A 19,981-nucleotide genomic window follows, 5' to 3' on the forward strand; every position below is an offset into this window, starting at 1 on the left:
AAGTTATACATTTTGGTGATATTCGTGAAAATCTATATTCAACCAGTTGGAGATGTTAATATTGAAGTTTTAGATTTTTAAAGAAAAATTAACTTTTGGAAAGGACTATAAAAATGCGTTGTGGGTTTTTCAAATCTAATCATTAATGTAGATTTTAAAGATTGTAAATATTGCGAAAGATATCTAAAAAAGTTAAAAATATGATATAACTTTATTATTTTCCTTCCTCTAATTTTAATATTGCCTCAGCAATGTCTCCGTTGCATTCTTCTAATGCTTTTCTTGCCTCTTCTTTTGAGACGTTGCATTCTTTAGCTACCAATTCAACATCCTCATCTGTAATTTCAACCTTAACTTCTTCCTCTTCTATCTCTTCTTTTTTAATCTTCATAGGTTTTCCTGTTATTGAATATGTTTTAACTCCCAATATGTCCATAACCTGAACTTTTGGCTCTTCAAACACCCATTCCTCATCATCAAATACAAATATCACTTTTTTTGGGCTTAAATCTTCGGTCTCCATTCCAAAATCTTTCATCATCTTTTGCATTTTCTTCAACATTCTTGGATTTACTTTTCCTGGAAACATTTTTTCACCAAACATTTTTACCTTTAAGTAGTATAAAGGTTTAGATTTATATTCTTATAGCTCCAACAATAAATGCTAAAAGGACAATGTTCATTATAATTTTTAAAAATTTTGAAACCTTTGAGGAAGTTTCTTTATCTGGATTTTTTAATAGTAAAACCATAACATAGATAAACAAAATATCACATATTGCTACCAAAATCATGTAATAAACTCCAAATATTCCAAATAGGCATGGCAGAGGGCTTAATATAACTGCAAAAATAACCAAAAACGTAGCAAAATATAAGGCTTTTTTACCATATTTTATTGGTAATGATACAACCCCCTCTTTTTTATCCCCTTCCATATCTTCAAAATCCTTAACAATCTCCCTTCCCCAAATTGAAAGCAGGGAGCATAAAAACAAAACAACAACTGGCATAACATTCTCTCCAGCAACTCCGCCAAATAAAAATACGGAACCTGTTAAATACCCAATAATAAAGTTTCCTATTGGCTTATATCGTTTGTATCTTTTTGCATAAAGGTATAAAAAGAATGCATTAACAACAGCTATAATTAAGGCGTATATGTTTATAAATACTGAGAGAGCTAACCCAAAAATTAGTAAAATAGCTGAAAATGTTTTCGCCTCATTCAATTTAATTTTTCCAGAAGGTAGAGGGCGATAGGGCTTATTTATCCTATCTATCTCAATATCAAAGATGTCATTTATTACATTTCCATAAGCACTAACAAAGAAGACAACAAAAAACACCAAAATACATTTTAAAATATCAATTTCAAAGTTTGATGAAATCAAATAACCAATAATCCCTCCAACAGATGCAGTTATGCAATTTTTAACCCTAATAAGCTCTAAGTAACTTCCCATCTTTCCCACGAAAATCACCAAAAGTTATTAAATAAATAATAAATTATGCCTTACCAAAACTTTAAAATAAATTTCTCCAATAGCAATTTTCCTAAATCTGTTAATTCTACTTTAGCACCTTCTTTTTTCACAAACCCATGTTTTAATAGTGGTTCTACCCTATCATACGCTGTTCTTCTATGTATTCCTAAATTTTCTGCGAGTTCCTCTATCTTTACGGAACCGCCCATTTCGTAAATCTTCTTTATAGTTTCCTTTGTAGCAGGATATTTGGTAATCATAGAAATACCTTCTTTTATGCAAATATTTGCCAGGTCTGGAAGTATTGAACATAAGGCAATAGTATAATTGTTGTATTCGCTAAATACAATTTCTCCATAAGATGAAAAACCAAATAACGGATATAAATCTTTCAGAACTTCTAACCATTCATTTGTTTTGTCTTTTCCGATTTCAGCCAAATAAACTGGAAGTGCCAAAAAACTAAATGCGTGAGGATATTGAGGGGGGGTATTTAAAATACTTTTATTTACCTCCTCAAAGATGTGTTTTATTTTATCTTTATCTATTTCATAGTCAATTAGCTCCACACCCTCACGTATATTGGAACCAAAAACCAATGCATTATTTTTTATTGATATCGGACCTTTTATGTGTATTTTTTCATTGTTTAAATCCAACGTTCCAAATTGATGTGTAAAATAAAATTCCCTGTCTTTTGAAATTTCTCCAAGTTTTTTATAATTAAAGACAGACATGTAATAATCTAAGGCATTGATGTTGTTTATTTTGCTCACATATCTTTTATTTGCTTCAGTAACCCTTCCTTTTGTCTTTTTACTAATTAATTCTCTTTCAGTAAATCTCCCCACGGTTATTTTTGGAACAATATCTCCTCCAAATACAACACATACAACACTGTCAACATAGACATCGTTGCAGTATTGATATGTTCTGCTAAACTCAAAGTTATCACTCGTAACCCCACCAAATATTGGGACACACATGCCAAGTTTTTTGATAATTCCATTTAAAACTTCTTCTTCAAAGTTGCAACAATCCATAAACACCATAACCAGCTTTGGAGCCATACCTAAATCTTTTATGGCTGTTTCTATTGCCTTCTTTCCACATTCTTCTGGATTTATAGATACCCCTAAACCTACTCCAATTCCAATATCGATGTATTTTGATGATATGATGCCAACAGAAACTCCTTTATGTGGTTCATTGTTAATTATTGAATATCTCGCACTACCTCCTACAATGGGTATATCATTACCCAATATTAATTTAACACCATTCAACACTTCTTCAGGTTCATAATCTGGAGATGAAAATAGGAACGCTAAATTTATATATTTATCATTTTCAATGTTTTTTAATGCTTCAGTTACTGCATACGCCCCAGATTTTAGCGGATTTTCATCATTTGAATGCCCCCAACCAAATTCTATAAATTTCATGTTAATCACTTTAATGAAAATATTAAAAATAAAAATATTTATTAACATAAAAAAGTTGTATAAGTTAGTGGTTATTTAAACTTTAATTATTATTAAGTGTTACGGTGAGGCAGTATGACGAAAATTTTGGTTGTTGAGGATGAGGAAGATATATTAAATCTAATTAAAATAATTTTAGATATGGAAGGATATTTAACAATATTGGCTAAAGATGGAGAGGAAGGAATTAAAGCTTTAGAGGATAATGAAGACATATCTTTGATAATACTGGATATAAGAATGCCGAATATGAACGGATGGGAGTTTTTAAAAATAATAAAAAGTAGTGATAAATGGAAGAACATCCCTGTGATTGTATTGACTGCATACACTCAAGTGAGTGATATAGAAAAAGCAAGAAGTATGGGAGTTGAAGGATACATCGCTAAACCATTTTCAAGAGAAGAGCTAATCAGAAAAATTAAGGATATTATTTAAGTGATAAGTATGATGAAAAAAGCACTTAGGATAAAATTGCTGATATTGTCGATAATAATTTCAATAATTCCTGTAACAATTCTGGGTGCAGTGTCTGTAGAAAACACCATAAAAACAATGAGTGAAGAAGCTCAGAAAAAGATCAATACCGACCTTCAAATTGCCGAATATATCCTAAATGAAAGGTTAAATTTTTTGTCCAAGTCCTTAGATTTAATGTCAGATAACAAAAATACACTATCATCAATTAAAAACAAAAATCTAAATGAATTAAAAACCATTACATTGAATTTAAAAAACACTACGGACTCTGACTTTGTGATAATATTTGACAAAGAAGGTAAAGTTTTAGTGAGTTCAAATAACGATAAAAATAACTACGTTGATCTTCCATTAATAACCAAAAAAGTCCTCTCTGGCAGAGAAATAAATAGTATTGAAATAATAGATGAAACTACATTAAAAAATGAGAATTTGCTGAATAAAACGTCCATCAAAATAATTTCTACTGAACATTCAATAAATGTTAATAAAACTATTGAAACATCAGCTTTAGGTTTGGTGTCTGCAAGGCCAATATACGACGAAAATGGAAATATCATAGGCGGAATATTAGTTTGTGATATATTAAATAAAGATTACGAACTTGTTGATGAAATTAGTAAACACTGTGGAGATGTTGTTACCATCTTTTTGGACGGTATTAGAATTTCTACAGATGTAAAAAATGATGATGGAACAAGGGCCGTAGGAACTCTTGTATCTAAAGAGGTGTATGATAAGGTAATTAAAGAGGGCGAAATGTATCAAGGTAGGGCGTTTGTTGTAGATAAATGGTATATAACTGCATATAAACCAATATACAATTCAGATAATGAAGTTATTGGGATGTTATTCGTTGGAACTCCAGAAAAGCCATTTATTGAATTACAACAAAACATTAAAACACATACCATTCTCATTGGATTTTTAAGCATAATCTTAGCGTTGAGTGTATCTTTAGTATTAAGTGAGGCAATAATAGGCCCAATAAAAAAACTAAAATATGCTGCGGAAAAAATTAGCTCTGGAAACTACAATATTCACGTGGATGTAAGTAGTGATGATGAAATTGGAGAGCTTGCTAAAGCATTCAATAAAATGGCTGAAGATATAAGAAAATCCCATGAAGAACTTAAAAGACATACAAAAGAACTAAAAGAATCCTATGAAAAATTAAAAGAGATAGATAAGCTAAAATCTGAAATTATTTCAATAGTGTCTCACGAGTTAAGAACTCCATTAACTTCAATAAAAGGTTACGTAGAATTAGTTTTAGATGGTTTAATGGGAGAGTTAAATAGCAATCAAAGAAGATGTCTTGAAATAGCCAATAATAACATTGACAGGCTAAAGAGGTTAATAGATGATATGCTTGACCTCTCTAAAATAGAAAGCGGAACAATAAAATTTGATATAAAGGATGTAAAAATTAAGGATATGGTAGTGGATGTCTTAAACTCCTTAGGACCACAGATAAAAGAAAAAAATATAGAAATAAAATGTGAAATTGAGGAAAATCTGACTGCAAAAGTTGATAAAGATAGAATTACTCAAGTTTTAATAAACTTAATTGAAAACGCCATAAAATTCTCACCTGTGAAAGGAGTTATTGAAATACATGCATTTAGGGATAATAACTATGCTCACATAATTATAAAAGATTATGGACCAGGAATACCTAAAAAAGATTTAGATAAGATATTTGACAAATTCTATCAAGTAAACTTTCCAAAAATCAAAAAGGATGGAGCTGGTCTTGGGTTGGCAATATGTAAAAGCATTATTGAAGCACATGGAGGTAAAATTTGGGTTGAAAGTGAGTTAGGTAAAGGTACTTCTTTCCACGTGCTTTTACCAATTGAATAACTATTTTTCAATTTTTATTTTTAGTATAAGACATTTACAATTTTATATATTACAATTTTTAAAGATGAACGACAATTATTTATATACGTGAGTTCAATATAATAGTTGTGGTCTTGTGGGGTCTCAAACTCACAGAGGGTGTTAACATGAGCGAAGAGATTATTATCACAACAATATATGAAATACCTGGAATAGAAATATGTATAAAAGAAATTATTTCTGAAGCCGTTGAAGGTACAGATGTAGAACAACTCATAAAAAAGTTGGAAGAAAGAGTTAAAGAAAAAGATTTGGACGGAATCGTAGGACTTAAAATTGTTTCAGCCATTGAAGATGGAAAAGTAAAACTCATAGGTTTTGGAAGTGGATTCAAAATTATTAAAAGCCAGTGGGCAGTTTATTAACTCTTTTATTTTTTTAAGAATTTATTTTAAGTTAAAATTATTTTTTCAATGTATTTTTATCGATATTTTTGTAATCATATTTAATTACATTGTAGAATTTATCTTAATCCATATAGATTAAATTCTCTTCTATAGTAATTCGATATTTATCTTTTTTTGTCCATACTAAATCGTTAATTATTTATAATGACAAAATGACAAATTATACAATGTGGGATAAGACCCCACAAGACCACAAGTATCAAACATATATAAACATTGTTGGAGGGAATAGCAATGTTTAATCCACCAGCAAAAGCTGTTGAAATGGCAGCAAATTCAGGAGAATATAAAGCGAACCTTCCTTGGAATCAATTGCTTGTTAGAGGTATTATGGGAGGGGCATATATTGCAATGGGTGCTGGTCTTTGTACTGTTTGTAGTACTGGAGTTGCTTCATTAGCTCCAGGTCTTGCAAAACTCGTTGGAGGGGCAGTGTTCCCAGTTGGTCTGATTTTAATTATTATGACAGGGATGGAACTTGTTACTGGAGACATGATGCTTCTTCCATTAGCAATATTGAAAAGAAAAGCATCATTCTCCCAACTGTTAAAAGTTTGGTTTTGGGTATATATTGGAAACCTAATAGGTTCTTTAATATATGCACTAATTATGGCTTATGGTCCATTAAAAAGTTTCAAAAATGGAGAGTGGATAGTAAATTCCTTTGGACAGACTGCAATTGGAATTGCTGAAGCGAAAGTCCTTCCATACATATCAGGAGGAGCATTAGGATGGCTTTCATGCTTGGTTAAAGGTATTGGTTGTAACTGGCTTGTTAATCTTGCAGTCATGGGTTCATTTGCAGCATCAACTGTTATTGGGAAATTCTTCATGATTTGGTTCCCAATTATGACATTCGTCGCTTCAGGATTTGAGCACTGTGTAGCAAACATGTACTTCATCCCAGCAGGAATGTTGTTAGGGGCTAATGTCACAATAGTGGACTGGTGGCTATGGAATGAAATCCCTGCTACAATAGGAAACATTATTGGGGCAGTGATATTCGTAGCAATGGTGTATTGGTATGCGTATGGTAGAGAGATCTAAAATGAAAAAAATAATTAGATTTGCAAAAACTATGCCTTCGGCAACCTTATCTTTAGTCTTTTGGGGCGGAATAACAATATTTGCGACTATAATTTCAAAGAACATATGGATATTAATACTCTCAATACCGTTTCTTTTGGGACTAACTTACGTTCCATATAAAGTTTCAAATATGAACAAAAATATTTCGGAGGAGTTAATCCCCATCTATCAGAAAAATGCTCCTTTGTTAAAGATCAGTGAGATAACCAAAGATAAACTAAATGAAAGAGTAAAAGTAATTGGAACAATTGAAAAAATCATCTACGGGATTTCTCCAAAACCAACAATACGAATTAAAGATGACACTGGCAGTATATACGTAAGTTTAATTGTTCCTCTTCCAGAAGATGTCAACGTAGGAGACAAAGTTGAAATATATGGAGTTGTGACTAAACATTATAAATTCTTTGGTTTTATGGGAATTCCAAAACTTTGGAAACCAAAAATTTATGGAATAGGGGCCAAAAAACTGAATTAAAGGGAAAATATGGGACACGCCACGCCAAGAAAAAAACTTGCAATTGTAACATGTATGGATGCTCGTCTTGTTAATTTCCTCTCCGAAAAATTGGGAATAAAAAAAGGAGATGCTAAAGTTATCAAAAATGCTGGAAATGTGATAACTGAAGATGTAATAAGATCCCTTGTTGTTGCAATTTATTGCTTAGACGTTGAGAGAGTTATGGTTGTAGGACATACAGACTGTGGAATGAAATCTGTTGATGCTGAAGAAATTAAGAAAAAAATGCTTGAAAGAGGAGCCAACCCTTACTTTACTCCTAATCTAAAATGTTGGCTAAATAAAATCGATGATGAAGAAAAAAATGTGATTGAGGGTGTAAATATAATAAAAAATCACCCTGCAATTCCAAAAGATGTAACTGTTGAAGGATACATAATAGATGTTGAAACTGGAGAGTTGAAAAAACTCTGCTAAATATTGTTTTTAGATGAGGCCCTTACGGGCCGATAATATCAATAAATAATTATTAATGGCACCCGCCATCCTGCGAACCCTTAAGGGGAGCAGGTGGCGAAAAAAGATCCAAAGGCTTCCCAAATAAAATAATTTACTAAAAACTTCTATTAACACCCAAATTATTCAAAAAGCTTCATCATTAGAAAAGGGTGGAACGATGAGTGAATTTAATGTAGTTCATACAATCTGCCCATACTGTGGGACAGGTTGTGGTATCAACTTAATTGTTAAAGATGATAAAGTTGTAGGGACTTATCCATACAAAAGACATCCAGTAAATGAAGGAAAAGTTTGTATTAAAGGAAATTACTGTCATGAGTTTATACATAGAGAAGATAGGTTGAAAAAGCCATTAATTAAAAAGAATGGCGAGTTTGTTGAAGCTACATGGGATGAGGCATTAAACCTAATCGCAGAAAAATTAAAAAATTACAGCCCTGAAGAAGTTGGTTTCTTCTCATCTGCAAGATGTACAAATGAAGACAACTACATTTTCCAAAAATTTGCGAGAGCTGTTGTAAAAACTAACAACATAGACCATTGTGCAAGACTTTGACACTCTGCAACTGTTAAAGGTTTAGGGGAAGCCTTTGGATCTGGTGCCATGACAAACTCAATTGAAGACATTGAAGAAGCTGACTGCATATTGATAATTGGTTCTAATACATTTGAACAACACCCGTTAATTGCAAGGAGAGTTGTTAAAGCTAAAGAAAAAGGAGCTAAAATTATTGTTATAGATCCAAGAAAAACAATAACTGCTAAACAGGCCGATTTATTCCTTCAAATAGTTCCAGGGACAAATGTAGCTTTACTAAATGCAATGATGCACGTAATTATAAAAGAAGGGTTAATAGATGAGGAATTTATAAAAAAGAGAACAAAAGGGTTTGAAGAATTGAAAAAGGTTGTAGAAAAATACACTCCTGAATATGCCTCAAAGATTTGTAAAGTTGATAAGGACTTGATTATAGAAGCGGCAAGGACATACGGAAGTGCTGATAAAGCAACTATCCTATACTGTATGGGGGTTACACAGTTCACCCATGGTGTAGATAGCGTTAAATCCTGCTGTAATTTGGCATTGATAACTGGAAATATAGGAAAGAGAGGGGCTGGAGTTAACCCATTGAGAGGACAGAACAACGTTCAGGGAGCTTGCGATATGGGGGCATTACCAGATGTGTTCCCAGGTTATCAGAAGGTGAATGTGGCTTATGAAAAATTTAAAGATGCATGGGGTGTTGAGTTAAATCATGAAATTGGTTTATCAATTCCAGAAATGATTGAAAAGGCAGGAGAAGAGATAAAATTCCTCTACATAATGGGAGAAAACCCAATGGTATCAGATCCAGATACTAAGCACGTTGAAAAGGCTTTAAAAAGCTTAGATTTTTTAGTTGTTCAGGATATCTTTTTAACTGAAACTGCGAAATTGGCGGATGTTGTTCTTCCAGCGGCATGTTGGGCAGAAAAGGAAGGGACGTTTACAAACACTGAAAGGAGGGTTCAAAAAATAAACAAAGCTGTAGACCCTCCAGGAGAAGCTTTACCAGATTGGATAATAATTAAAAAGCTTGCGGAAAAAATGGGCTATGCTGATAAGTTTAATTACAACTCACCAAGGGAGATATTTGAAGAAATAAGAAAGGTAACTCCACAATATGCAGGAATTAGCTATGAGAGATTAGGTGTTGATGGAATACATTGGCCATGTCCAAGTGAAGACCATCCAGGAACTCCAATCTTACATACTGAGAAGTTCTTAACTCACGATGGTTTAGGAAGAATATTTGCAATTGAATATGAAGAGCCAGTAGAATTGCCAGATAATGAATATCCATTCATCCTGACTACTGGAAGAATAATATTCCACTACCATACTGGAACAATGACAAGAAGAAGTAAGCACATAATAAATGAAATAAATGAAGGATTTGTTGAGATAAATCCAGAGGATGCCAAAAAATTAGGAATTAAAAATAATGATTTAGTTAAAGTAAGTTCAAGAAGAGGAGAAGTTGTTGTAAAATCGAGAATTACTGAAGATATCAAAGAAGGAGTTGTCTTTATGCCATTCCACTTTGCAGAAACTGCTGCAAACATATTAACAAATACTGCCCTTGATCCAAACTGTAAAATCCCAGAACTAAAAGTTTGTGCTGTAAAAATTGAAAAACTAAAAACTGAATAACCGTAAATCAAACTGCCTAATTTTGTTAATTTTTATTAAGGTGATATCATGAAATATGCTCTGATTCAAGCAGCTGATGGAGAGATTTTAAAGAGGGCAGAGTGTGGAGGAGCAGTTACAGCCTTATTTAAATACTTGTTGGACAATAAGCTTGTCGATGGGGTTTTAGCTTTAAAGAAAGGAGAGGACGTTTATGATGGAATTCCAGCATTTGTAACAAATTCTGATGAGTTGTTAGAGACTGCTGGTTCTTTACACTGCGCTCCAACAAACTTTGGAAAAATAATCAGTAAATATTTAAACGACAAAAGAATTGCAGTTTCTACAAAACCATGTGATGCAATGGCCATAAAGGAATTGGCAAAGTTAGAGCAGGTAAATTTAGATAACATCTACATGATTGGTTTGAATTGTGGAGGGACTGTCAGCCCTATCACAGCCATGAAGATGATTGAGTTGTTTTATGAGGTAGACCCAAAGGATGTTGTTAAAGAGGAGATTGATAAAGGTAAGTTTATAATATTCTTAAAGGATGGTACCGAAAAAGCTGTAAAAATAGATGATTTGGAAGAGAAGGGCTTTGGTAGAAGAGAGAATTGCCAAAGATGCGAAGTTATGATTCCAAGAATGGCTGATATAGCCTGTGGAAACTGGGGAGCTGAAAAAGGTTGGACTTTTGTTGAAATTTGTTCAGAGAAAGGAAGAAAGTTGATTGAAGAAGCTGAGAAAAATGGATACCTAAAAATCAAAGAACCCTCAGAAAAGGCAATTCAAATCAGGGAAAAAATAGAGAATGTTATGATAAAATTGGCTAAAAAATTCCAAAAGAAGCATTTAGAGGAAGAATATCCAAGCTTAGAAAAATGGCAGAAATATTGGAACCGATGTATAAAATGCTATGGTTGTAGGGATAACTGCCCTCTATGCTTCTGTGTTGAATGTAAGTTGGAGAAAGATTATATTGGTGAAAAAGGAAAAATTCCTCCAGACCCAATAATGTTCCAAGGGATTAGGTTAAGTCATACTTCCCAAAGCTGTATAAATTGTGGACAGTGTGAAGATGCATGTCCAATGGAGATTCCTTTAGCTTACATCTACCACAGAATGCAGTTAAAGTTTAGAGACTCCTTCGGATACGTTCCAGGAGTTGATGATAAGATACCACCATTGTACAGCTTGAATAAATAATTTTATTTTTTATTTATAATCTCTTTTAAACTAATCTTAAACTAATATCGCTTTTACCAGTGGGGATACAAACTTGTGGAAAATAACTGCCCCTACAGCCAAACCAAACAAATAAGCAATAGCTGTTTTGTTTCCTTCAGCAGCCATGACATAGTTTCTTAATGGACAACCTCCCTGTATAACTGAGAAAAACCCTACTCCAAATCCACCAATAATAGCCAATATTAAATGCCCTGCTAAGCTTCCACTTGCTCCTAACGGATCTCCAGGAATTGGAGCTAATCCTTTATCAACAAACCATGGGAACGCTGAAATATGACCTGTAGCAGTAAATATTATAAATCCAATCAATGCTCCAACAAAAAATCCAAATAAACCTTTAATTAACCATGTATCCCTTATTAAATAGAAATCCCTCATTCCTCCAACAAAACACATTCTTGCTCTTTGGAATAAATAACCCAAGATTATCCCAAATATGAAAGTCCCTATTACGTGGAGATATTCCATAAAATCACCCAATTAGATGTTTCTTTTTAAGTAGAGTTCACTTGCTGCAACCACTCCAATAAACATAGCTATTAAACTTATAAACGCTATGATATCTCCATAAGCTGTTCTCAAAGTTTCTCTAACAGGACAACCCCCCATTAACAGGGCAAAATTGATAACCAAAATTCCCAAAATAAAACCAATAGCAGGATTGTGTGTCTGCTTTATTTTAAACTCTTTATGTACAAAAGCTGCTATTAAAGCTCCAATAAAGATTCCTACAACAGTTAGAACAGGAATAACTTTTGAAACTGGTGCTAAACCTAATGATGTTCCAAATGCATTGTTTACAATCCAATTTACCAAATCTCTTGTATGGCATGCTATACAGATACCGTAAGCTGGAGGCGGGAATACTTTAAATAACGCCTGCAATAATGCTGCTACAAAACCACTTACTAACCCTGCAACCAATGGAGAAATTCTCATTACCTCACCATCTTAGGTTTTTTAATACACCATTTAGGAAAAATATATAGTTATTTAAAGTTCTTGATTATAAAAAAACTTTTTGTAAAAAAATCTAATTGATATTAAGTTATTAAGAAAACTAATAACACTAAATTATGAAGAATAAATACCAAACAACCATCACAATTAAAAAAGATATTTCATAGACAATAAAGTGTGATGTGGCCAATTTTGTTCCAATTTTTCCAAATATTGAAAGTTGTATTGGCAAATATTTCCTAAGGTAAAGAACTATCCTATTTAAAAATTCTGCGAGAAATAAAGAAAAGAGGACTTCATTTGGAGATAACATATTTTTATCTAAAATCCCTGATGCAACACCTACAGCTCCCGAAATTGTTGCCAGACCTGTAATCGCTACAATTAAGATAGTTGGGGATAAATTTAAAGAATTCAGCAAAGAGCCAGTAAAGTTTTCAACAATATCTAACAAACCGTGCTCAATAAGATATGTTATTATCAAAACAGATGGAACAAATGATGCTAAAACCCTAAAATACTGCTTAAATGTATCTTTTATAGCTTCGCGTAAACCTTCTGACTTGGATTTAAATTCAACATCAATATTGCATTTCCTTTTTTTGAGCATCAACATGCTGATAATCAAATAATTACATGTTACCAAAAATTTTATCAGCACGTAAATGCCCCCAACATACCAACCTAAACTTACGGCTATTGGTAAAGTGTAAAATAAAATTATATGGATTCCAAAAACAAACATCCCTAAAAAATAAATTGGCAAAAGATTTTCTTCAAAAATTGCTCCTTTGTCTAATAAATTTTTTTAATAAAAAGCTACCGGATGTTGAACTAACGAAAAATACAGCAATTATTGGGAAATATTTATTCTTTATGTATTTTTGTAGTTTGTATAAGATGTTTAGATGATACATGAGATTTGCTAAAAGAATTCCAAAAAACATTATTGGAAGTATCTCTATAAATATCGGTAATGCCATCATCATGTTCTCAAGCTGGTTTTTTATATTAAATCTTTTTCTTCAAATAAGAAGTTATTAATAGGTCGATGACATATAATTTTTTATAACCATTAATATAATTGTGGGGGTTTTTATGGTAAAAAAACTCAGAAAGAAGGATATAAAAGTTCCATTAACAGTTCCTGAAAGTGTCAAAAAAGAGTATATAAGCAATTATTTGGAATTAACAAAAAAGACTGGAAATGTTATGTTATTTGCTGGAGACCAAAAGATGGAGCATTTAAACGATGACTTTTTTGGGGAGGGAATTGCCAAAGAAGATGCTTCTCCAGAACATCTGTTTAATATAGCAAGTAAGGGAAAGATTTGTGCCTTTGCTACTCAGCTTGGTTTAATAGCAAGATATGGTATGGATTATAGGAAAGTTCCTTATATTGTGAAGATTAACTCAAAAACGCATTTAGTCAAAACAAGAGACCCAATAAGTAAAGCTTTAGTAACAGTTAAGGACGTTGTGGAGTTTAAAGAAAATTCTGGACTGAATATATTGGGAGTTGGTTATACAATCTATCCAGGAAGTGAATATGAGCACATTATGTTTGAAGAAGCATCTAAAGTTATTTTAGAAGCTCACAAACATGGACTGATTGCAATACTTTGGAGTTATCCAAGGGGGAAAAATGTTGAGAATGAACGAGACCCTCATCTAATCGCTGGAGCTGCAGGAGTTGCCGCATGTTTAGGAGCTGATTTTGTTAAGGTTAATTACCCTAAATGTGATAATCCAGCTGAGAGATTTAAAGAATCGGTTTTAGCTGCTGGAAGAACTGGAGTTTTATGTGCTGGAGGAAAAAGCATAGAGCCAGAGAAATTTTTAAAGCAAATTTGGGAGCAAATTAACATAAGTGGAGCCAGAGGCAATGCTACAGGAAGAAACATACATCAAAAACCATTGGATGATGCTGTAAGGATGTGTAATGCAATATACGCAATAACCATTGAAGGAAAAAGTTTAGAAGATGCGTTAAAAATATACTACGGGGATAAAAAATAATTGATGTTTTAATTGTGTTTATCTCGCTGAAAATTATATTTTTTAAAATAAAAGTTTTTTATATTTTATTTATTGATTTCAAGGATTTTTAAGAAATTTCGAATGGTAGTTTATTTTAAGTTGAAGTTTTTATTAGGGGTTTATTCTTTTAAAAAGTTATAGCATTCCAAAAACTTCAAAATATTTTTTCTGCCTAACAACCATTACTGGAACATTATTTTCCATTAACTTTTCTTTAAGCTCCTTATCGTTCGTAGCTACAATGACATTTTTATTTTCCGTTGCATAATTTAAAATTGCTTCATCTGCGTAGTTTGCAGAATAATCAACCAACTTATACTTTTTTATTTTTGCCAATGCCAAATTGACAGCCAATTTTTCCTTACCTTTTAAATTTCCACTTTTTAATAGTTTTTCCAACTCTTCTTTTACTGAAGAGAGGATAACAATCTCAAATTTTGAATTTATAGCCCTCTCTATCTCATAATCAAAGTTTATCCCATGCTTAAAAACATAGATTAAAAAGTTCGTGTCAGGAACTATTTTATACATATCTTAGATTCACCTCTTTTTTATATGAAATATAGGAATCCATGCTTTAGCAATTCTTCATCTATTTTCCAATTTTTGCCAAGAGCCTTAACAAATTTATCAGCGTAATGTATTGGAGCAGGAATTCTAAGATTTCTACCTTCTCCATATAATGCAGAATAGTTCATTTTAGTCAAATCATATAATAATTGCATAATTGATTCATTAATTTTTAATTTTTCTTCGTTTCCAGAATTAAATCTCAGCCAAGTTGATAGTTTTACAGGATTTGAACCAAAAGTAGTTTTGTGAGGTAAGAAAATACCATCATTTCCAAATATACTTCCAATTCCATAGTCAGATGTAAAAACTTTATATTTATTGTTTTTTCTAATGCTAATTACTTCAATATTTGAATTTAGTTCTTTAGATAATTTTTTTAGTTCTTCTCTTTCAGAATTTTGAACAAAACCATCTCTTAGGAATAAAATATTTTTATTTTCCATATTTATGTCTGTTTTTGTCTCTAAAAATTCTACAACAAGATGTATCGGTATTCTTTCACCTGGTGACGGGACGTCTATTGGTTGTATCCTTCTAATTTTACCTTCTGAATCATATATTACAGTACAACCACTAACCCTATTAGATTTAAAAGCCCCTAATCCTGAATCTAATCCCATTATGTAATCATAATTTACTTTAGCATCTAAAGCAAAGTATTTAATACCTAATTTTCCCATAATTTGTATTAATAGATTATTGGTCATGAAATTATTATCATCTTTGCTCCAATTTTCCCATAATATGTTTTGAGAGATTATATTTAAATTAAAGAGTTGCATCTTTAGTGTTTCATAGTAATCATTTTCATAGTATCTATTTCCAATAATCAAAGCAAAACCCAGTTCCTCATTAAATTCATCCTTTATTTTTCTTATGACATCTCTAATATTGTTATTAGAAAAGTATTTCCACTTATTAGCAAAATCAAATTTTGGAAGTTCTGTTTTAGATGCTATCTTGTTGTAGTTTTTAAACATTTGATAAACTTTTCTCTTAATTTTTCCTGAAACATTTTTTAAATTTTCATCTATTAACACAAAGGTTGTTAATGTCTTATTTTTTATAATATCTGGTATATCATAGGGTAGATATAGTTTAGATTTAGAATCATAATTCCATCTAAATAATCTATTTGTTGTGTAGATTTTTGTAGGTTTTCCATTTTCATCTTTAACAATTAGAGGAGTGTTATTAAATTTAATAAATTCCAACTCTATTGGTTCATTTTCTACAAACCTAAGTTTTTTAGCTATTTGATTTATAATATTCCCTTTTATTTCATTTGGTAATCTCCAATAACTTTGTAGGTCTTTGAGAGTATTCTCATCTAAATCTTCCATGGTAAATACAATATTACAGAATTGTGGAGCAAAAGGATAGGGTATCCCTTCACAATGTATAATTGGTTGAGTATAATCAATTTCTCCAAATGTAGATTTTATTTCTTCTTCAGTCCATTTATAATACTCTATTATATGCTCTACAATATCATCAATATCTTTCTTATTTTGTTTTTCAATTGACTTAATTGTATATCTTTTTTTAGGATTAGGTTTGAAAATAATCTTTTTTCCGATATAGTCTTCTAATTTTAATTTATCCCTACCTACAAAATCCCATAAATTTTTGAGAACTGTTGCTGTATGATTAAAGTCTATTACTAAATAATATTCATTATTATGCCTTTTTACAGTAAAATCTGGAATTGGGTCAACTCTTATATCATTAATTATTTTTGATTCTCTAACATCTCTTAAAATTTTATATAATATTGGTTTTAATTTATAAATGCTGGTTAAATACCCTCTAACTAACTTTTCAGCTTTTTCTTTGTCTTTGTTTTCTATATCTTCTAAGTTTAATGTATCAATATGCTCTAATTTTACGTCTTTTCCGTCATATTCTAACACTAAATTTTCAACAGGATATGGCAGAATAAACTCACTTTGATTTAAGGCCACCCCTCCATAAAATCCAACGAATCTGTAGATATTAATATTCTCTATAAAACTTCTGATTCTATATCGATATACCTCTTTTGGGATATAATCTTTTTTTATTCTATAGGCATTTATTTTATATCTTAAATTTTTCATATAATCCCCCACTTATTCCATTTTTATTAGGATTCATTAATCTTAACTTTTGAAACTCCCCTCTCCTTTGTAACATTAACTATGGTATCTGCAACCTCTTCCAATTCTCTATGGTGGGTTATAATTATCATCTGTGGAACGCTGTTTATCTTTCTAAATATCTCAGCCAATTTAGCTCTTCTGTTTTCATCTAAATAGACAGTTGGCTCATCCAAGATAATACATTCAACTTTATTTCCAATTAAAGCGTTAGCTATTGCTAATCTTAAAGAGAGGGCAACCGCTATTTGCTCCCCACCACTCAAATTGTCTATTGTTAAAACACCAGTTGGTGAGTGAAGCTTTATCTCAAGGTCTTCAGTAAGTTCTACAAAGCTGTATGGTAAATCAAACTCATTAAATGCCTCATTTAAATACTTCTGAATTAGTGGGGTATATATCTTCCTAAGGTATTTTTGAAACCCATCTTTGCCAAATACACTTCTAACTTTATTTAAATAATCAATAAACTTTATTAATTTTTCTTTCTCTTTTTCTAAGTCAGATAATTCTTTTAATTTTAAATTTAAAGTTTCAATATCATCTCTCAGATATTTTATTTCCGATTCTATCTTCCCCTTCTCTATCTCAGCATTCTTTAATTTCTCCTGCTTTTTCTCAAACTCTTCTTCAATCTTTTTAAATTCTTCTTCTGAGTAATTTATTTCATTGAGTTTTTGATTTATGTAGTCAATTCTCTCTTTAATATCTTTTATTTTTTCATTAACTTCTAAAATTTTGTTATTTATGTAATTTTCAATATCTTCTTTTCCATATTTTCTTTTAATGTTGTTTAAAGTAATCTCTGCTGAATTGCATATCTTATATATATTTTCAAGCTCTTCAACCCTCTTCCTACAATCATTTAATGCCTCATTTAAAGATAAATATTCCTTATACATTCCCAACTTCAACAACATCTTATTTTCAACATTTTTAAATTCATTTTCTTTCTTTTTAAGCTCTTCAATTTTATTTATTAAGTAAGTTATCTCTTTTTCTTCATCTCTAAGTTTTTTAATCTCCTCTTTACATTTTTCTTTAAACCAACCTTTAACCTTTTCCTTAATATCTTCAAAATTTCTCCTAAGATTTTCTTCGTCAACGCTATCCAAATAATTCTTTGCAGATATGTATTCGTTGTATTTATCCCTAATTTCATTTAATTTTGTTTTATATTCTTCTAAAATTTCATTTATTGGTTTTCCATTTACAATATAGGAAGATAATTTGTTTTCTATCATTATTAGCTCTTTTTTAAGCCCATTCATTTTTAATGTTAAATCTTCCAGACGTTTCTTTTTTTCATAATATTTGGTTTCAATTTCCCTAAATTGTTTTTCTTTAGCTATTTCATTATTTATTTTATCTATTTCATTTTCAATTTCTTTAATTTTTCTTTTTATCTCTTCTAATTCATTGTATTTATTGTCTAATTGAGATTTATGAGAATTTATTAAATCCAGCTTTTTGTTTTCGTCTATTGGTGTCTTACACAATGGACATTTTCCTTCAACATCTTTAAGCTCATCTAAAATTTTTTTCAGCCTATTAATTTCATTATTAATTTCTCCAATTTTTTGTTTTAACTCTTCTTTCTCTTTTTGTAGTTGAGATAACTCCTCTTTCTTTTTCTCAATCTCTTCCAATGATTTTTTTATTTCTTCAATATTTATGCCATTTAATTCTTTCTCAATGTTTTCAATTTCGCAATTTAGATTCTTTATATTTTCTTCAATAGATTCCTTATTTTGCAATAATTTTGTGTATTCTAAGTTTAGTTTATTATATTCATTTATTTTCTCTTCCAATTTCAAATACTCTTCATAATACTTTTTGCATTCATTTGCAATTTTTTTGTATTTTTCAATTTCATTAAGTTTTTGAGATAAAATTTCAAGTTCTCCAAGTAATTCAGCAGTTTTTTCAACTTCTTCAATCCTTTTCTTTATACTTTCTAAAATTTCATTCAACTCATCAAGTCTATCCTTATATTTACTTTTATCAACAAATTCCTTTAATTCTTTGATATCCTTCTCAATGTTTTCCAATGTTTTAGATAACTTTATGTATTCTTCATAAGCTGGTTGTAAATCTCTCAACCTTCTTTCAATTTCTTTAATTCTGTTAGTTAATGATTTATATTCCCCATATTCACCTTTATGTGATTTCAATATTTCATTTGCTTTTAAAACTTCATCTAAATCATATTTTAAGTTCTTAAGTTTATTTTTTTCGAGTTCTAAAGCTTTTTCTCTTTCTTCAAGTTTGTTTATCAATTTTTCATACAGGGATTTTTTCTCTTTCCATTCCACAAAATTCTTTTTAGCAGTCTCATATTCAGTTTTAATTTTATCAATATTGGCTTTTATTCTCTCAAGCTCTTTTTCTTTTTCAGCTAATTGATTTTCTTTCTCTTTTAAATCTTTTTCAAATTTTTCTTTATAGCTTAGATTTACCTCAACCTCCTTCAACTGATTTCTATATTCATTAATAACATCCCTCATTTTTTGATAACATTTTTCAAAATCATCTATCCCCAAAAGCTTTCCAATAACCTCTTTCCTATCAGCTGGAGGAAGATTTAAAAGATTTGCTATCTCACCCTGCTTAATGTATATAGAATTTAAAAACATGTCTTTATCTACTCCTAAAATTTCAGAAATTGCTCTATTAACCTCATTAACTGTTTTTGCATATAGTTCATTGTTTTTATACAGTTTTGCTGAACTTCTTCCATCATATTCCCTAACAACTTTATAGCTGTTTCCATTAACCTCAAAATCAAGCTCAACAGACATTGCTTTTTTACCTTTAGTTATAATTTCATCATAAGTTAAACCCATTCTTCTTAAAGCATCAGCTCCAAATAAAGCAAAAAACATTGCCTCAAATATTGAAGACTTTCCACTACCGTTCTCTCCGATAATTGCAATTATCCCATCATTAAATGTGATTTTTGTATTAACGTGGCTTTTAAAGTTGTTTATTGTTATGCTATTGATAATCATACCC

Annotated in this window: 19 protein-coding genes; 9 read left to right on the forward strand and 10 right to left on the reverse strand. The window is 30.8% G+C overall.

Annotated features, from left to right (window positions below):
* Nucleotides 1-214: 214 nt before the first annotated feature.
* From MEFER_RS03235 to MEFER_RS03245, 3 genes are read right to left on the reverse strand one after another with little or no spacing between them, the layout of a single operon-like run.
* Nucleotides 215-589 carry a nascent polypeptide-associated complex protein gene (locus tag MEFER_RS03235; protein WP_048056307.1) on the reverse strand — a complete coding sequence of 125 codons (375 nt, stop codon included), beginning with the start codon at nucleotides 587-589 and terminating at the stop codon, nucleotides 215-217.
* A gap of 46 nt (nucleotides 590-635) precedes the next feature.
* Complete coding sequence (locus tag MEFER_RS03240) at nucleotides 636-1,466, reverse strand: UbiA family prenyltransferase (RefSeq protein WP_015791201.1); 831 nt, start codon at nucleotides 1,464-1,466, stop codon at nucleotides 636-638.
* A 50-nt stretch (nucleotides 1,467-1,516) separates the two neighbouring features.
* Nucleotides 1,517-2,932 carry an FIST signal transduction protein gene (locus MEFER_RS03245; protein ID WP_048056308.1) on the reverse strand — a complete coding sequence of 472 codons (1,416 nt, stop codon included), beginning with the start codon at nucleotides 2,930-2,932 and terminating at the stop codon, nucleotides 1,517-1,519.
* Between the two features lie 114 nt (nucleotides 2,933-3,046).
* Between MEFER_RS03245 and MEFER_RS03250 the strand changes: the two genes are divergently transcribed.
* The 8 genes from MEFER_RS03250 to MEFER_RS03290 all read left to right on the forward strand — a co-directional run bounded on the left by MEFER_RS03250 (nucleotide 3,047) and on the right by MEFER_RS03290 (nucleotide 11,213).
* A complete protein-coding gene (locus tag MEFER_RS03250) occupies nucleotides 3,047-3,409 on the forward strand; it encodes a response regulator (RefSeq protein ID WP_015791203.1) in 363 nt (120 codons plus the stop codon).
* Between the two features lie 9 nt (nucleotides 3,410-3,418).
* Nucleotides 3,419-5,317, forward strand: coding sequence for a cache domain-containing protein (locus tag MEFER_RS03255; protein ID WP_015791204.1), 1,899 nt, complete (start codon nucleotides 3,419-3,421; stop codon nucleotides 5,315-5,317).
* Between the two features lie 146 nt (nucleotides 5,318-5,463).
* Nucleotides 5,464-5,721, forward strand: a complete 258-nt coding sequence (locus tag MEFER_RS03260; protein ID WP_015791205.1) for a selenium-binding protein — start codon at nucleotides 5,464-5,466, stop codon at nucleotides 5,719-5,721.
* Nucleotides 5,722-5,997: 276 nt separating this feature from the next.
* Entirely contained in the window at nucleotides 5,998-6,810 is an 813-nt protein-coding gene (locus MEFER_RS03265; RefSeq protein ID WP_015791206.1) for a formate/nitrite transporter family protein, read from the forward strand.
* Nucleotides 6,788-7,330: a hypothetical protein gene (locus MEFER_RS03270; RefSeq protein ID WP_048056309.1), complete on the forward strand. Its 543-nt coding sequence runs from the start codon at nucleotides 6,788-6,790 to the stop codon at nucleotides 7,328-7,330. Before MEFER_RS03265 ends, MEFER_RS03270 begins: the two co-directional genes overlap by 23 nt.
* A 9-nt stretch (nucleotides 7,331-7,339) precedes the next feature.
* The gene (locus MEFER_RS03275; protein WP_015791208.1) at nucleotides 7,340-7,789 is read left to right on the forward strand and encodes a beta-class carbonic anhydrase; all 450 of its coding nucleotides are present in this window, start codon (nucleotides 7,340-7,342) and stop codon (nucleotides 7,787-7,789) included.
* Nucleotides 7,790-7,988: 199 nt separating this feature from the next.
* A complete protein-coding gene (locus tag MEFER_RS03285) occupies nucleotides 7,989-10,025 on the forward strand; it encodes a formate dehydrogenase H subunit alpha, selenocysteine-containing (protein ID WP_015791209.1) in 2,037 nt (678 codons plus the stop codon).
* 48 nt (nucleotides 10,026-10,073) lie between these two features.
* Nucleotides 10,074-11,213 carry a Coenzyme F420 hydrogenase/dehydrogenase, beta subunit C-terminal domain gene (locus MEFER_RS03290; protein ID WP_015791210.1) on the forward strand — a complete coding sequence of 380 codons (1,140 nt, stop codon included), beginning with the start codon at nucleotides 10,074-10,076 and terminating at the stop codon, nucleotides 11,211-11,213.
* A 36-nt stretch (nucleotides 11,214-11,249) separates the two neighbouring features.
* Here the strand turns inward: MEFER_RS03290 and MEFER_RS03295 are convergent, their stop codons facing one another.
* The 4 genes from MEFER_RS03295 to MEFER_RS08510 all read right to left on the reverse strand — a co-directional run bounded on the left by MEFER_RS03295 (nucleotide 11,250) and on the right by MEFER_RS08510 (nucleotide 13,204).
* Nucleotides 11,250-11,723, reverse strand: a complete 474-nt coding sequence (locus MEFER_RS03295; protein WP_015791211.1) for a YeeE/YedE thiosulfate transporter family protein — start codon at nucleotides 11,721-11,723, stop codon at nucleotides 11,250-11,252.
* Between the two features lie 12 nt (nucleotides 11,724-11,735).
* On the reverse strand, nucleotides 11,736-12,194 hold the full coding sequence (locus tag MEFER_RS03300; RefSeq protein WP_015791212.1) for a YeeE/YedE thiosulfate transporter family protein: 459 nt from the start codon (nucleotides 12,192-12,194) through the stop codon (nucleotides 11,736-11,738).
* A gap of 130 nt (nucleotides 12,195-12,324) precedes the next feature.
* Nucleotides 12,325-12,876 carry a hypothetical protein gene (locus tag MEFER_RS08505; RefSeq protein WP_245527793.1) on the reverse strand — a complete coding sequence of 184 codons (552 nt, stop codon included), beginning with the start codon at nucleotides 12,874-12,876 and terminating at the stop codon, nucleotides 12,325-12,327.
* Nucleotides 12,877-12,991: 115 nt separating this feature from the next.
* Nucleotides 12,992-13,204 (reverse strand): hypothetical protein, encoded by a 213-nt coding sequence (locus MEFER_RS08510; protein ID WP_245527794.1) that lies wholly within the window; start codon nucleotides 13,202-13,204, stop codon nucleotides 12,992-12,994.
* Nucleotides 13,205-13,313: 109 nt separating this feature from the next.
* On the opposite strand from MEFER_RS08510, the gene MEFER_RS03310 reads away from it, so the two are divergent.
* Nucleotides 13,314-14,234 (forward strand): aldolase, encoded by a 921-nt coding sequence (locus MEFER_RS03310; RefSeq protein WP_015791214.1) that lies wholly within the window; start codon nucleotides 13,314-13,316, stop codon nucleotides 14,232-14,234.
* A gap of 156 nt (nucleotides 14,235-14,390) precedes the next feature.
* On the opposite strand, the gene MEFER_RS03315 is transcribed toward MEFER_RS03310, so the two are convergent.
* Genes MEFER_RS03315 through MEFER_RS03325 form a run of 3 tightly spaced genes read right to left on the reverse strand, consistent with a single transcriptional unit; the run spans nucleotide 14,391 to nucleotide 19,977 of the window.
* A complete protein-coding gene (locus MEFER_RS03315) occupies nucleotides 14,391-14,786 on the reverse strand; it encodes a PIN domain-containing protein (protein ID WP_015791215.1) in 396 nt (131 codons plus the stop codon).
* 20 nt (nucleotides 14,787-14,806) lie between these two features.
* Nucleotides 14,807-16,927 carry a Piwi domain-containing protein gene (locus MEFER_RS03320; protein ID WP_015791216.1) on the reverse strand — a complete coding sequence of 707 codons (2,121 nt, stop codon included), beginning with the start codon at nucleotides 16,925-16,927 and terminating at the stop codon, nucleotides 14,807-14,809.
* Between the two features lie 26 nt (nucleotides 16,928-16,953).
* A complete protein-coding gene (locus MEFER_RS03325) occupies nucleotides 16,954-19,977 on the reverse strand; it encodes an AAA family ATPase (RefSeq protein ID WP_015791217.1) in 3,024 nt (1,007 codons plus the stop codon).
* Nucleotides 19,978-19,981: the final 4 nt, after the last annotated feature.

Source organism: Methanocaldococcus fervens AG86 (genome assembly GCF_000023985.1).
Lineage (GTDB): Archaea > AGJL01 > Methanococci > Methanococcales > Methanocaldococcaceae > Methanocaldococcus > Methanocaldococcus fervens.

Excerpts from the sequence above, each read along its gene's own strand:
- MEFER_RS03235 (WP_048056307.1), bottom strand. The coding sequence starts at position 589 with ATGTTTCCAGGAAAAGTAAATCCAAGAATGTTGAAGAAAATGCAAAAG.
- MEFER_RS03240 (WP_015791201.1), bottom strand. The coding sequence starts at position 1,466 with ATGGGAAGTTACTTAGAGCTTATTAGGGTTAAAAATTGCATAACTGCA.
- MEFER_RS03245 (WP_048056308.1), bottom strand. The coding sequence starts at position 2,932 with ATGAAATTTATAGAATTTGGTTGGGGGCATTCAAATGATGAAAATCCG.
- MEFER_RS03250 (WP_015791203.1), top strand. The coding sequence starts at position 3,047 with ATGACGAAAATTTTGGTTGTTGAGGATGAGGAAGATATATTAAATCTA.
- MEFER_RS03255 (WP_015791204.1), top strand. The coding sequence starts at position 3,419 with ATGATGAAAAAAGCACTTAGGATAAAATTGCTGATATTGTCGATAATA.
- MEFER_RS03260 (WP_015791205.1), top strand. The coding sequence starts at position 5,464 with ATGAGCGAAGAGATTATTATCACAACAATATATGAAATACCTGGAATA.
- MEFER_RS03265 (WP_015791206.1), top strand. The coding sequence starts at position 5,998 with ATGTTTAATCCACCAGCAAAAGCTGTTGAAATGGCAGCAAATTCAGGA.
- MEFER_RS03270 (WP_048056309.1), top strand. The coding sequence starts at position 6,788 with ATGCGTATGGTAGAGAGATCTAAAATGAAAAAAATAATTAGATTTGCA.
- MEFER_RS03275 (WP_015791208.1), top strand. The coding sequence starts at position 7,340 with ATGGGACACGCCACGCCAAGAAAAAAACTTGCAATTGTAACATGTATG.
- MEFER_RS03290 (WP_015791210.1), top strand. The coding sequence starts at position 10,074 with ATGAAATATGCTCTGATTCAAGCAGCTGATGGAGAGATTTTAAAGAGG.
- MEFER_RS03295 (WP_015791211.1), bottom strand. The coding sequence starts at position 11,723 with ATGGAATATCTCCACGTAATAGGGACTTTCATATTTGGGATAATCTTG.
- MEFER_RS03300 (WP_015791212.1), bottom strand. The coding sequence starts at position 12,194 with ATGAGAATTTCTCCATTGGTTGCAGGGTTAGTAAGTGGTTTTGTAGCA.
- MEFER_RS08510 (WP_245527794.1), bottom strand. The coding sequence starts at position 13,204 with ATGATGATGGCATTACCGATATTTATAGAGATACTTCCAATAATGTTT.
- MEFER_RS03310 (WP_015791214.1), top strand. The coding sequence starts at position 13,314 with ATGGTAAAAAAACTCAGAAAGAAGGATATAAAAGTTCCATTAACAGTT.
- MEFER_RS03315 (WP_015791215.1), bottom strand. The coding sequence starts at position 14,786 with ATGTATAAAATAGTTCCTGACACGAACTTTTTAATCTATGTTTTTAAG.
- MEFER_RS03320 (WP_015791216.1), bottom strand. The coding sequence starts at position 16,927 with ATGAAAAATTTAAGATATAAAATAAATGCCTATAGAATAAAAAAAGAT.
- MEFER_RS03325 (WP_015791217.1), bottom strand. The coding sequence starts at position 19,977 with ATGATTATCAATAGCATAACAATAAACAACTTTAAAAGCCACGTTAAT.